Here is a 12,498-nt window from a genome sequence, read left to right as displayed (position 1 = left end):
GTCGGCGCCCGCAAGTGCTGGTGCTGCACCCGGTCCCGACGCAGCACCAGCACGGCGACGTTGACGATGCAGAACACCCCGAGCAGCAGCAGCGACGTGGTGCTGCCCAGCCGCGTCACGTCCAGCGAGCCGGCCAGCACCGCCGCGATGGCGGTGGTGAACAGGATGGCCGACCAGGGCGTGCGCCGACCCGGATGCACGTGGGCCAGGAACTTGGGCAGCACCCGCTCGTTGCTCATCCCGTACAGCAGCCGGCTGGCCATCATCATGTTGATGAGCGCCGAGTTGCCCACCGCCAGCAGGCCGATGGCCGCGAAGACCTCCGGCGGGAAGGCCGGGGCGCCCGCCTTGACCACCTCGAACAGCGCGCCGCTGCCCGCCCCGGCGAGCACGTCGGTGGGCACCAGGCTGGAACTGGCGACAGCGACCAGGATGTAGATGAGGGCCGCCGCGCCCATGCCCAGCAGCATCGCCTTGGGGAACACCCGCGCCGGGTCCTTGGTCTCCTCGGCCATGTTCACCGAGTCCTCGAACCCGACCATGGCGAAGAAGGCCAGCGACGTGGCCGAGGTCACCGCCAGCAGCGCGGTGGTGTCGGCCGTGTTGATTTCCGTCAGGCGGGAGAAGTCGGCCCGGCCTTGCAGCACGGCGTACGCCCCGATGCCGATGATGAGCACCAGACCGCTCAGCTCGATGCAGGTCAGCACCACGTTGGCCTTGACCGACTCGCTGACGCCGCGGAAGTTGACGTACGCGATGAGCAGGATGAACGCGATGGCGACCGCCCACGTCGGCGCGGTCACGAACTCCTTGAGGTACGTCCCGCCGAACGCCCGGGCCGCCGAGGACGCCGACGTGATGCCCGAGGACATCACGGTGAAGCACACCATGAAGGTCAGGAACTGGATGCCGAACGCCTTCTGCGTGTAGAGCGCCGCCCCGGCCGCCTTGGGGTACTTGCCGACCAGCTCCAGGTAGCTGAACGCGGTGAGGAAGGCGACCAGGAAGGCCAGCATGAACGGCAGCCACAGCGCGCCGCCGACCTTGCCGGCCACCGACCCGGTCAGCGCGTAGATGCCGGTGCCCAGGATGTCGCCGAGGACGAAGAAGAACAGCAGCTTGGGCCCGAGCACCCGCTTGAGCTGGGTCGGCTGCTCACCGGTGCTGGTGGTGGCACCGGACCGGGTCGGTCCGGACGGCGGTTCGGACAGCGGATGGGACACGGCGACCATCTCCCCGGGGGCAGCGGCGGACGCGACCCGGCGAGTGCCGGATCGCCCGCAGTCTCACCCCGCGATGGCCCGACCGCGACCGCGCGCGGCATCCGGAAACACAGCGTTGACCTGCACCGCCCGGGCCATGGCGTCAGACGGTGCCGACGACCGCCGCGACCTGGTCGGCCAACCGCTGTGCCTGCTCCTGGCTGGAGGCCTCGACCATCACCCGCACCACCGGCTCGGTGCCGGACGGGCGCAGCAGCACCCGGCCGTCGCCGTCCAGTTCGCGCTCGGCCTCACCGACCGCCGCGGCGACCTGGGGCGAGGCAGCCACCTGCCGCTTGTCGCTCACCCGCACGTTGACCAGCACCTGCGGGAACCGGGTGACCACCGAGGCCAGCTCAGCCAGCGGCTTGCCCGACGACGCGACCAGGGCCATCAGGTGCAGCGCGGACAGCAGCCCGTCGCCGGTGGTGGCGTGGTCGGCCAGGATGAAGTGCCCGGACTGTTCTCCGCCGAGCACGAACCCGGAGGCGTTCATCTCCTCGAGCACGTAGCGGTCGCCGACGGCGGCGGTGACCACCTCGATGCCTTCGCGTCGCATGGCCTGATGGAACCCGATGTTGGCCATCACGGTCGAGACGACGGTGTTGCCGGCCAGCTTGCCGCGGTCGCGCAGGGACATCGCCAGCAGGGCCAGGATCACGTCGCCGTCGATGACCCGGCCGTCGGCGGCGACGGCCAGGCAGCGGTCGGCGTCGCCGTCGTGCGCGATGCCCAGATCGGCGGACTCGGCCAGCACCGCGGAGCGCAGCCCGTCCAGGTAGGTAGACCCGACCCCGGCGTTGATGTTGAGACCGTCGGGGTTGCCGCCGATGACGATGACCTCGGCGCCCGCCCGGCGGTAGACCTCGGGCGCCAGGTGGGAGGCCGCGCCGTGGGCGCAGTCGACGACCACCTTCAGTCCGTTCAACGGATTCGGTGTGGCGATGAGCAGGTGGTCCAGGTACCGCCGGTCGGCGTCGACCGCGATGCGGATGCGGCCCACGCCCTCGCCGGTGGGCAGCTGGCCCGGATCGTCCAGGGCGGCCTCGACGGCGTCCTCGACCGCGTCCTCGAGCTTGCGCCCGCCCGCCGCGAAGATCTTGATGCCGTTGTCCGGCATGGCGTTGTGCGAGGCCGAGATGACCACACCGAGGTCAGCGCCCAGGTCACCGGTCAGGAACGCGACGGCGGGCGTGGGCAGCACGCCCAGCAGCACCACGTCGACCCCCGCGGAGGCCAGCCCGGCGGCCACCGCCGCTTCGAGCATCTCGCCACTGGCCCGCGGATCCCGCCCCACGACGGCCAACGGCCGGCCCCGAGCTGCTGAGGCAGCAGCCACGGAGCCGGCCGTGTCGGCGACGCCGGTGAAGGCGGATCCCCCGGGCAGCCCGGACGCGAGGCCGATCTCGTCGGCCTCGGTGCCGGCGACCGGGGCCAGCACCCGGGCGGCGGCCGTGGCCAGCCGCATGGCCAGTCCGGGCGTCAGGTCGGCGTTCGCCAGCCCGCGCACCCCGTCGGTCCCGAAGATCCGTCCCGCCACCGATCGTCCCCCCGTGTCCACACCTGTCGCTGGTCGCCCCCCGATCAGCGACCGCGCATCAACGCTTCGAGTACTGGGGCGCCTTGCGCGCCTTCTTCAGACCGTACTTCTTGCGCTCCTTGGCCCGGGCATCACGGGTGAGGAAGCCGGACTTCTTCAACGACGGGCGGTCGGCCTCGTCCAGCTCGATGAGCGCGCGGGCGATGGCCAGGCGCAGCGCACCGGCCTGGCCGGTCACGCCTCCACCGTGCAGGTTGGCGAAGACGTCGTAGATCTCGGCCTTCTCCAGGTTGACCAGCGGCTCCTTGATGAGCTGCTGATGCACCTTGTTGGGGAAGTAGCTGTCCAGCGAACGGCCGTTCAGCGTGAAGTTGCCGCTGCCCGGCACGAGGCGGACGCGGACGACGGCCTCCTTGCGGCGACCGACGGTCTGCACCGGGCGGTCGACGGCCACCGGCAGGGTGATCGAGGGGATCACCTCGGGCAGCTCGTGCGGCTCGACATCGCTGGCCGACGGGAAGTCGCCGTCGGCAGCGTCGCCACCGGTCTCGACGTCGGCCACGACCTCGATCTCGACCGCGTCGGTCTCAGGGAATTCACTCACGAACTGGCTCGCTTCGTCGTCGGGCTGGCTGGGACTGGTGGGATCGGTCACCGGGTCGGTCACTGGGTCACTCATTGCGCGACCTGGGTGATCTCGAACGGCTGCGGCTGCTGCGCGAGGTGCGGATGCGTCGGGCCGGCGTAGACCTTGAGCTTGCGGGCCATCGACCGGCCGAGCGAGTTGTGCGGCAGCATGCCGACGATGGCCTTCTCGACCAGCTTGTCGGGACGGGTGTCCAGCAGCTGACCGACGGTCTGCTGACGCAGACCACCCGGGTAGCCGGAGTGCCGGTAGAGGATCTTGCCGTCCCGCTTGCCGCCGGTGACCGCGACCTTGTCGGCGTTGATGATCACGACGAAGTCGCCGGTGTCGACGTGCGGCGCGAAGATGGCCTTGTGCTTGCCGCGGAGCAGCTGTGCAGCCTGGCTGGCCAGCCGGCCGAGCACCACGTCGGTCGCGTCGATCACGTGCCAGGCGCGGGTGACGTCGCCGGACTTGGGGCTGTACGTGCGCACGGGTATGCCTTCTCGTTTCGTTCCAGTGTCTTGACAACGCTTCAGGACGGGTGTCCCTCGCGGCGGTGCCGCGTCCGGGCCTGGCAGCGGCACAGACGGGCATTCGGCCGCCGACGCTCCGGGGACCCCGTGCTGCCGATCGCTCCGCTCGTCAGCACGCACGGCGTGGGCCCGGCAGGACCGGCCGTGCGAACTGACGAACGGCGCGCTTGAGCAACTCAGCGCACCGACCGTCAAGGATAACGCGCCCACCGCATCGGGGTCAAAGTGCAGGAATGCCGCCCGTGTGATCGAGCGGGGGGTCGAGCGCATCCCGCAGCGCCCGGGTGCGGGCGACGCGGTCGGCCATCGCCGCGTCGGGCGGGTAGTCCACCCCGACCAGGGTGAGGCCGTGGGCCGGGGCGACGTGGATGGCCGCGGTCCGCCGCCGGTCGGCCAGCAGCAACGCGGGCGCCTCCGGCGCGGTGCGCCCGTCCCCCACCGCCAGCAGGGCACCGACCAGGGCGCGGACCATGCTGTGGCAGAACGCGTCGGCGCTGACCTGCAGCAGCACCATCCCCGCCGCCCCGTCGCCGGTGACCGCGAGCCGTTGCAGCTCGCGGACCGTGGTGGCCCCGGGCCGCGGCCGGCAGTAGGCGGCGAAGTCGTGCAGACCGATGAGCGCCTGCGCCGCGGCGTCCATCGCGACCACGTCCAGCGGCCGCCGGTGGGTCAGGGTGCGGAACCGTTCGGCCGGCTCCACCCCCCAGTCGGCCGTGGCCACCCGGTACTCGTAGTGGCGCCGCACGGCCGCGAACCGGGCGTCGAACCCGGCCGGTGCCACGGTCACCGCCCGGACCCGTACGTCGGCCGGCAGCAGACCGGCCAGGCGGCGCCGCAGCCCGGTCAGCCCGGCGTCCCGCGGCTCCGGCGGCGCACCGGCGGCCAGCCGGCTGCCGGGTCGGATCCGCGGGGCGAGCCCGGCCAACGCCTCCGGCGCCAGGTCGACGTGGGCCACCTGCCCGGTGGCGTGCACGCCCGCGTCGGTGCGCCCGGCCACCACCAGCCGGACCGGGGCCCGGACCAACGTGGTCAACGCGTCGGTGAGCACGCCGGCGACCGTCCGCCGGCCGGGCTGCACCGCCCAGCCGGCGAAGTCGGTGCCGTCGTAGGACAGGTCCAGCCGGACGCGCAGGCGGGCCGACCCGTCCGACGACACAGCGGGCGTGGGGAGGTCGTCCCCACGCCCGCCGTCGGTGTGCATGTGCTGGTGATCCGGCCCGGGCGGCCCGTCAGGCGGGCCGCGCGGGAACGGTCACTTGCCCTCGGCCGGGTCCTCGGTGGCGGCACCGGACGGCTGACCGGCGTCGATATCCTCCGCAGCAGCGCTCGCCTCCGCCGCAGTGCCGTCAGCCGCCTGGCCGGCCTCGACCGAACCCTCGGCCGGGTCCTCGGCACCGGCGGCCGCGGTCTGCGACACCGCATCGTCCTGCGGGGCCTCCTCGACGGGGACCTCGGCAGCAGCAGCCCCGGCAGCGGCACCACCGGAGGCGGCGACACGGGCGGCACGGTTGCCACCGGTCGAGGCGGCCCGGCGGGCCACGCGGGAGGCGGCCGCGGACACGGTCTCCTCGCCGACCAGTTCGATGATCGCCATCGGGGCGTTGTCGCCCTTGCGGGGCGCGGTCTTCACGATCCGGGTGTAGCCACCGTCACGGGTGGCGAACGACGGACCGATCTCCGCGAACAGCTTGTGCACCACGTCCTTGTCCCGGATGACCTTCAGGACCTGGCGACGGTGGTGCAGATCGCCCTTCTTGGCCGAGGTGATGAGCTTCTCGGCGTACGGGCGCAGCCGCTTGGCCTTGGCCTCGGTGGTGGTGATGCGGCCGTGCTCGAACAGCGACTGGGCCAGGTTGGCCAGGATGAGTCGCTCGTGGTTCGGCGATCCGCCGAGGCGGGGTCCCTTGGTGGGCGTGGGCATGGCTGCTGCTTCCTTCTGTCGTGGTCCGCCGGCGGCGATGGTGTCCGTCGGCGGGTGAGGCGGCGCCCGCGAGCGAACTCGCGGGCCCCGACGTGATTCCTGTCCGTGTCCGGTACCGGCCCCGTCCGGGGTCCGCACCGCCCACCCGGTGAGCCGGGTGGACCGGTGAGCGCCGGCGGCGCGACGGGCGCGCCGCCGGAGGTGCTCACATCAGATCTGCTCGGTCTCCGCGTAGTCGGTGTCGTCGCGACGGGTCTCGGTGGTCCCGAAGGCCGGGCCGTCGGCCGGGAACGCCGGCGCGGCGTAGTCGCCCTCGACCGAGTCGTCCGACCAGTCCTGCTCGCCGTAGGACATCGCGGCCGCGGCGGGATCGAACCCGGCCGGCGAGTCCTTGAGCGCCAGGCCCATGCCGGCGAGCTTGATCTTGACCTCGTCGATCGACTTCTGCCCGAAGTTGCGGATGTCCAACAGGTCGGCCTCGGTCCGGGAGACCAGTTCACCGACGGTGTGGATGCCCTCGCGCTTGAGGCAGTTGTAGGAGCGGACGGTGAGGTCCATCTCCTCGATCGGCAGCGCGAACGCGGCGATGTGATCGGCCTCGGCCGGGCTCGGCCCGATCTCGATGCCCTCGGCGTCCACGTTCAGCTCGCGGGCCAGGCCGAACAGCTCGACCAGGGTGGTGCCGGCCGAGGCCAGCGCGTCCCGCGGGGAGATCGACGGCTTGGTCTCGACGTCCAGGACCAGCCGGTCGAAGTCGGTGCGCTGCTCGACACGGGTCGCCTCGACCCGGTAGGTCACCTTCAGCACCGGCGAGTAGATCGAGTCGACCGGGATGCGGCCGATCTCGGCGCCGACGACCTTGTTCGGGGAGGCCGGCACGTAGCCGCGGCCCCGCTCGACGACGAGCTCGATCTCGAGCTTGCCGGTCTTGGTCAGGGTGGCCAGCTTGAGGTCCGGGTTGTGCACGGTCACGCCGGCCGGCGGGGCGATGTCCTCGGCGGTGACGTCACCGGGGCCCTGCTTGCGCAGGTACATGGTGACCGGCTCGTCATCCTCGGAGGAGACGACCAGTTCCTTGAGGTTGAGGATCAGCTCGGTGACGTCCTCCTTGACCCCGGGGATGGTGGTGAACTCGTGCAGCACACCGTCGATGCGGATGCTGGTCACGGAGGCGCCGGGGATGGACGACAGCAGGGTGCGCCGCAGCGAGTTGCCCAGGGTGTAACCGAAGCCCGGCTCGAGCGGCTCGATGACGAACCGCGAGCGGTTCTCGGCGACCGGCTCCTCGGTGAGGGTGGGGCGCTGGGAGATCAGCACGGGAGGTCCCCTTTCCAGGGTGGTGATGACGCCCGCCATATGACGTCATGCGGTGGCACGGGACCGTCCTCCGGCCGGCCGCGGCCGCCGCCCGGGGAGTGCCGGCGGCGGGTCCGTGGTGGTCGGGAACGGCCCGACGGCACCGGCGCGGACCGGTGCCGTGGACCACGACCGGCCCGCCTGCGCCTCCGGGATCACCGGAGCCCGCCGACGGGCCTGTCGTGGCTGGTGGCACTGCCGATCGGGGCACCGATCGGCAGCGCCACCGGGATCACTTCGAGTAGAACTCGACGATCAGCTGCTCGGTGAGCTGCGAGTCGATCTGCGCGCGCACCGGCAGCGAGTGGATCAGGATCTGCAGCGTGCCGGGCACGACCTTCATCCACGCCGGGACGGGCCGCTCACCGAACGTCTGGCGGGCCAGCTCGATCGGGAACTTCTCCAGCGACTGCTTGCGCACGGTGATGATGTCGTACTGCTCGACGCGGTAGGACGGGACGTCCACCCGCACGCCGTTGACCTCGAAGTGGCCGTGCGTCACCAGCTGGCGGGCGGCGCGACGGGTCCGGGCCAGGCCGGCGCGGTAGACCACGTTGTCCAGCCGGGACTCGAGGATCTGCAGCAGGGTGTCGCCGGTCTTGCCGGTGCGGGAGGCCGCCTCGGCGTAGTAGCGACGGAACTGCTTCTCCATCACGCCGTAGGTGAAGCGGGCCTTCTGCTTCTCCTGCAGCTGGGTCAGGTACTCCTTCTCCTTGGTCCGGGCGCGACCGTGCTGCCCGGGCGGGAAGGGGCGACGCTCGAAGGCGACGTCGCCGCCGACCAGGTCGGTCTTGAGACGGCGGGACTTCTTGGTGACGGGGCCGGTGTAACGGGCCATGGTGTCTCTCCTCTCCCCGTCAGACCCGGCGCCGCTTGGGCGGCCGGGTTCCGTTGTGGGCCTGCGGGGTCACGTCGGAGATCGCGCCGACCTCCAGGCCGGCGGCCTGGAGCGAGCGGATCGCGGTCTCGCGGCCGGAGCCCGGACCCTTGACGAAGACGTCGACCTTGCGCATGCCGTGCTCGATGGCCTGGCGGGCGGCGTTCTCGGCCGCCATCTGCGCGGCGAACGGGGTCGACTTGCGGGAGCCCTTGAAGCCGACGTGGCCGGCGGAGGCCCAGCTGATCACCGCACCGGTGGGATCGGTGATCGAGACGATGGTGTTGTTGAACGTGCTCTTGATGTGCGCGTGGCCGTGGGAGACGTTCTTCTTCTCCTTGCGGCGGATCTTCTTGACCGCCGCGGCGCCCTGACGGGACTTGGGGGGCATCTGCTTACCTGGCCTTCTTCTTGCCGGCGATCGTCTTCTTCGGTCCCTTGCGGGTCCGGGCGTTGGTCTTGGTCCGCTGGCCGCGGACCGGCAGGTGCCGGCGGTGACGGAGGCCCTGGTAGGACCCGATCTCCATCTTGCGGCGGATGTCGGCCTGCACCTCGCGGCGCAGGTCACCCTCGACCTTGAATTCGTTCGCCTCGATGGCGTCCCGCAGTGCGAGGACGTCCTCGTCGGTCAGGTCCTTCGAGCGCAGGTCCGGGCTGATGCCGGTGGCCTTGAGCAGTTCCAGGGAGCGGGTGCGCCCGATCCCGTAGATGTACGTGAGCGCGATCTCCATGCGCTTGTCGCGCGGGAGGTCGACGCCGACGAGTCGTGCCATGTGGCGCGGTCTCCTTGTTCGGCACACAGGTGTCGGTCGCGTCCCGTTCCCGGCTCGCACCGGGCCCCGGCCTGTGCCCCGGGGGTGGGCCGCCGCTCCGGAACGGAACCGCGGATGGTGACGCGATGGATCTGCCCGGATGTCCCGGGCCGATCCGTGCGGACGGGTGTCCGCACGGATCCTGGCCGCCACGAGGCGTGCGTGGCAGGCCGGGGCGCTGGATCAGCCCTGGCGCTGCTTGTGGCGGACGTTCTCGCAGATGACCTGGACGCGACCGTGCCGGCGGATCACCTTGCACTTGTCACAGATCTTCTTGACGCTCGGCTGGACCTTCATGTCCGTGCCCACTTCCCTGTCTCGAGCCCATGACGTCCAAGGGCCACGTCCACCCGGTGGCCGTGGCCGGGCCGGGAGGACTCCCTACCGGTCCCGCGGATGTCGGGCCGGTCGTCCCGGGACCGCGCGGCGGGGATCCGCCGATCGGCCCCAGTCCCGCCCCTGAGTGGAGGCGGCTGGTGGTGCTGGTGGTGGTGCTGGCCAGAACCGCTGGTCGGAACTGGTGGTGCATGACGCGCTGCGGCCCGGGCACCGTGCGAACGGTGTCCGGGCCCGTGGGTCACTTGTAGCGGTAGACGATGCGACCGCGGCTCAGGTCGTACGGGGACAGCTCGACCACGACCCGGTCCTCGGGGAGGATCCGGATGTAGTGCTGCCGCATCTTGCCGCTGATGTGCGCGAGCACGCGGTGACCGTTCTCCAACTCCACACGGAACATGGCGTTGGGGAGCGGCTCGACCACGCGGCCCTCGACCTCGATGGCCCCGTCTTTCTTTGCCATATCCTCCGCAATCTCTGCTTCCCGGTGTGCTGCCCCGGCCGGGGTCTCCGGACGGGCCAGCAGGTGCCACCGACTCCGGGCACTGCCGGAGGGCGCGCTGCCGTGAGGCAGCCCGCGCGGGCCCGGCGGAGGACAGGGAGGCGGTCGCGAACGCGTCCGGTTGGCACCGGTCCCGCACCGCGCACCGGAGCGCACGCATGCCGAACCAGCGCGATCGACGCGCCGACGTTCCACTGTACGCGATCCCGTCCTGAATCTCGAACCGCCGGAACTCGGACCGTCAGCCGCGGACCGACCGGTATCGCGTCTCCGGCCGTCCCACCTGCCCGTACCGCAGGGTGCGTTCCGCGGCGCCGGTGTCGACCAGGTGCTCGAGGTACCGCCGGGCGGTGATCCGGGAGACGTCCAGCCGGGTGGCCAGTTCCTGGGCCGAACCCTCCCCGGCCGCCCGCAACGCGGCGGCCACGACGGCGAGCGTGGGCGCGGTCAGCCCCTTGGGCAGCGCGCTGCCCGTCCCGGCGGTGCGCAGCGCGGAGAGGGCCGCATCGACGGCGACCTGATCGAGCGCGCCGCTGCCGGCCGGCTCGACGACCTGGTCGCGGAACCGGCGGTAGGCCAGCAGGCGGTCCCGCAGCGCGGCCGCGGTGAACGGCTTGAGCACGTACTGCACGGCTCCCTGGGCCACGGCCGACCGAACCACCTCCGCGTCGCGCGCCGAGGACACCACCATCACGTCCACCGTCGACCCGGCGGCGCGGACCCGGCGCAGCAGTTCCAGGCCGTGCCCGTCCGGCAGGTGCAGGTCGAGCAGCACCAGATCGACCGGCTCGCCGGCCGCGCCGCGCAGCCGCCGCTCGGCGTCCCGGGCCGAGGCGGCCGCGCCGACCACCCGGAACCCGTCGATCCGGCCGACGTACGCCTGGTGCGCCCGGGAGGCGATGGGCTCGTCCTCCACCACCAGCACCCGGATCGGCCGGGGCGGCACCGGGGACTCCGGTGCCGTCACCGGGCTGACACCCCGGGCGCGACCCCGAACGCCTCGGCGTCCCACCCCGGTGCGGCCACGGGCAGCCGCACCACGAACCGGGCACCCGGACCGGGCCGGACGGTGACCGTGCCGCGCAGCCGGCCGACGGCCTGGGCGACCAGGGCCAGGCCCAGGCCGCGGGTGCCCGCGGGCCCTGTCCCCGGCTTGGTGCTCCAGCCCGGCCGGAACGCCACCGCGGCCTGGTCGGCGGTCAGCCCGGGACCGGTGTCCTGCACGGTGAGTTCGAGCGCTCCGTCCCGGACGGACGCCCCGACCTCGATCCGGCGTTCCCCGACCGGGCCTGCGGCGGACTCCGGTCCGGGACCGGCCCCGGCGAGCACGTCCAGCGAGTTGTCGATGAGATTGCCCAGCACGGTGATGAGCTCGCGCTCGTCGACCAGCCCCTCGGGCAGCTGGGAGCCCGGTCGCAGTGTCAGCTGCACGCCCTGCTCGGCGGCCTGGGCCGACTTGCCGAGCAGCAGCGCGGCCACCGCCCGGTCCCCCACCCCCAGCACCATCCGGTCGGCCAGGTCCTGGGAGACCTGCAGCTCGCGGACGGCGAACTCGAGCGCGTGCTCGGGTTCGCCGAGCTCGATGAGCGAGACGACGGTGTGCAGCCGATTGGCCGACTCGTGGGCCTGGGCCCGCAGGGCAGCGGCGAAGCTCTGGGTCCGGTCCAGCTCGCCGGTCAGCGCCTGCAACTCGGTGTGGTCGCGCAGCACCACCAGGGCGCCGAGCACCTGCGCGCCGGCGCCGTGCCGGCCGCCGCGGACGGCGGGTCGCCGGTTGAACAGCAGCACCCGGTCCCCCACCAGCACCAGCCGGTCGCGCACCACGCCCGGCCCGTCCGGCTCGCCGTCCGCCCGCGGTCCGGCCGGGACGTCGGCGCCGGCCATCAGCGCGGCCACCTCGGGCGGCAGCCCGATCTCCTCCGTCCGCCGGCCGGCCACCGGCGTGTCCTCGGGCAGGCCCAGCAACCGCAGCGCCTCCGGGTTGACCCGGACCAGCCGGCCGCCCGGATCCAGCAGCACCATCCCGTTGTGGGCCGAGGCCAACACCGCGTCGTAGTAGCTGAACAGCCGGGCCAGCTCCCGCGGGTCCAGGCCGAGCGTCTGCCGGCGCACCCAGCGCGCGATGGCCACCGCGCCGGCCACCCCGACCACCAGCCCGGCCAGCGCGATGAGCGCGATGAGTGCGACCCGCCCCGGGGTGGTGGCCAGCACGTGGTCGACGGTGACGCCGGCGGCGACCAGGCCCACGACGCGCCCGTCGACCGTCAGCACCGGCGAGATGGCCCGCACCGACGCCCCGAGGGTGCCGTCGAAGGTCTCGACCGTCGTGGCCCCGGCCAGCGCCCCGTCCCGGCTGCCGAGGTACTGCTGGCCCACCTCGTCCGGATCGGGATGGGTGAGCCGGGTGCCGTCCGGCAGCATCACCACCACGAAATCAGCCCCGGCCTGGCGCTCCACCGCCGTGGTGAACGGCTGCAGCGCCGCGGCCCGGTCGGTCACCTCGCGGCCATCCGGGACCGCATCGGTCAGGGTGGCCACCACCGTCGGATCGACGGCCAGGGTCCGCGTCAGCGAGCTCATCCGGGCCCCGGTGACGTCGCGTGCCTCGTCCTGCACCTGGGCGCGCAACGCCAGGGCCATGCCGGCCAGCACCACGACCAGCAGCAGCCCCTGCACCAGCAGGATGCGCCGGGCGATCGACCAGCGGGATCCGGACACCACCGGACCATCC

14 protein-coding genes are annotated in these 12,498 nt (G+C 72.5%); all 14 read right to left on the bottom strand.

The genetic code is table 11. The annotated features are described in order from the left end of the window. Positions 1–1,223, bottom strand: a 1,223-nt coding sequence (locus JL106_RS09760; protein ID WP_328841933.1) for an APC family permease, incomplete at its 3' end; no start/stop codon positions are given. 142 nt (positions 1,224–1,365) lie between these two features. Further along, on the bottom strand, positions 1,366–2,802 hold the full coding sequence (glmM, locus tag JL106_RS09755) for a phosphoglucosamine mutase (RefSeq protein ID WP_328841931.1): 1,437 nt from the start codon (positions 2,800–2,802) through the stop codon (positions 1,366–1,368). A 58-nt stretch (positions 2,803–2,860) separates the two neighbouring features. Continuing rightward, positions 2,861–3,481, bottom strand: coding sequence for a 30S ribosomal protein S9 (gene rpsI / locus JL106_RS22500; RefSeq protein WP_407940134.1), 621 nt, complete (start codon positions 3,479–3,481; stop codon positions 2,861–2,863). Continuing rightward, positions 3,478–3,921, bottom strand: coding sequence for a 50S ribosomal protein L13 (gene rplM, locus JL106_RS09745; RefSeq protein ID WP_205260514.1), 444 nt, complete (start codon positions 3,919–3,921; stop codon positions 3,478–3,480). Before rplM ends, rpsI begins: the two co-directional genes overlap by 4 nt. A gap of 262 nt (positions 3,922–4,183) precedes the next feature. Beyond that, positions 4,184–5,164: a tRNA pseudouridine(38-40) synthase TruA gene (gene truA, locus JL106_RS09740; RefSeq protein ID WP_205260513.1), complete on the bottom strand. Its 981-nt coding sequence runs from the start codon at positions 5,162–5,164 to the stop codon at positions 4,184–4,186. Between the two features lie 51 nt (positions 5,165–5,215). Next, positions 5,216–5,884: a 50S ribosomal protein L17 gene (rplQ, locus tag JL106_RS22495; protein ID WP_205260512.1), complete on the bottom strand. Its 669-nt coding sequence runs from the start codon at positions 5,882–5,884 to the stop codon at positions 5,216–5,218. 210 nt (positions 5,885–6,094) lie between these two features. Then, a complete protein-coding gene (locus tag JL106_RS09730; RefSeq protein ID WP_205260511.1) occupies positions 6,095–7,201 on the bottom strand; it encodes a DNA-directed RNA polymerase subunit alpha in 1,107 nt (368 codons plus the stop codon). A 271-nt stretch (positions 7,202–7,472) separates the two neighbouring features. Further along, positions 7,473–8,078 (bottom strand): 30S ribosomal protein S4, encoded by a 606-nt coding sequence (rpsD, locus tag JL106_RS09725; protein ID WP_205260510.1) that lies wholly within the window; start codon positions 8,076–8,078, stop codon positions 7,473–7,475. 19 nt (positions 8,079–8,097) lie between these two features. Then, entirely contained in the window at positions 8,098–8,508 is a 411-nt protein-coding gene (gene rpsK / locus JL106_RS09720) for a 30S ribosomal protein S11 (protein ID WP_137450369.1), read from the bottom strand. Between the two features lie 4 nt (positions 8,509–8,512). After that, complete coding sequence (rpsM, locus tag JL106_RS09715; RefSeq protein ID WP_205260509.1) at positions 8,513–8,890, bottom strand: 30S ribosomal protein S13; 378 nt, start codon at positions 8,888–8,890, stop codon at positions 8,513–8,515. A gap of 222 nt (positions 8,891–9,112) precedes the next feature. Next, a complete protein-coding gene (rpmJ, locus tag JL106_RS09710; RefSeq protein WP_205260508.1) occupies positions 9,113–9,226 on the bottom strand; it encodes a 50S ribosomal protein L36 in 114 nt (37 codons plus the stop codon). 280 nt (positions 9,227–9,506) lie between these two features. Next, complete coding sequence (gene infA, locus JL106_RS09705; RefSeq protein WP_010228514.1) at positions 9,507–9,728, bottom strand: translation initiation factor IF-1; 222 nt, start codon at positions 9,726–9,728, stop codon at positions 9,507–9,509. A 280-nt stretch (positions 9,729–10,008) separates the two neighbouring features. Further along, positions 10,009–10,734, bottom strand: coding sequence for a response regulator (locus JL106_RS09700; protein WP_328841922.1), 726 nt, complete (start codon positions 10,732–10,734; stop codon positions 10,009–10,011). Further along, entirely contained in the window at positions 10,731–12,488 is a 1,758-nt protein-coding gene (locus tag JL106_RS09695; protein WP_205260507.1) for a sensor histidine kinase, read from the bottom strand. The genes JL106_RS09700 and JL106_RS09695 overlap by 4 nt, the downstream gene beginning before the upstream one ends. Between the last annotated feature and the right edge of the window lie 10 nt (positions 12,489–12,498).

Origin of the sequence: Nakamurella leprariae, assembly GCF_016918035.1 — a bacterium.
Lineage (GTDB): Bacteria > Actinomycetota > Actinomycetes > Mycobacteriales > Nakamurellaceae > Nakamurella > Nakamurella leprariae.
This window is presented reverse-complemented; position numbering and strand designations above follow the sequence as displayed.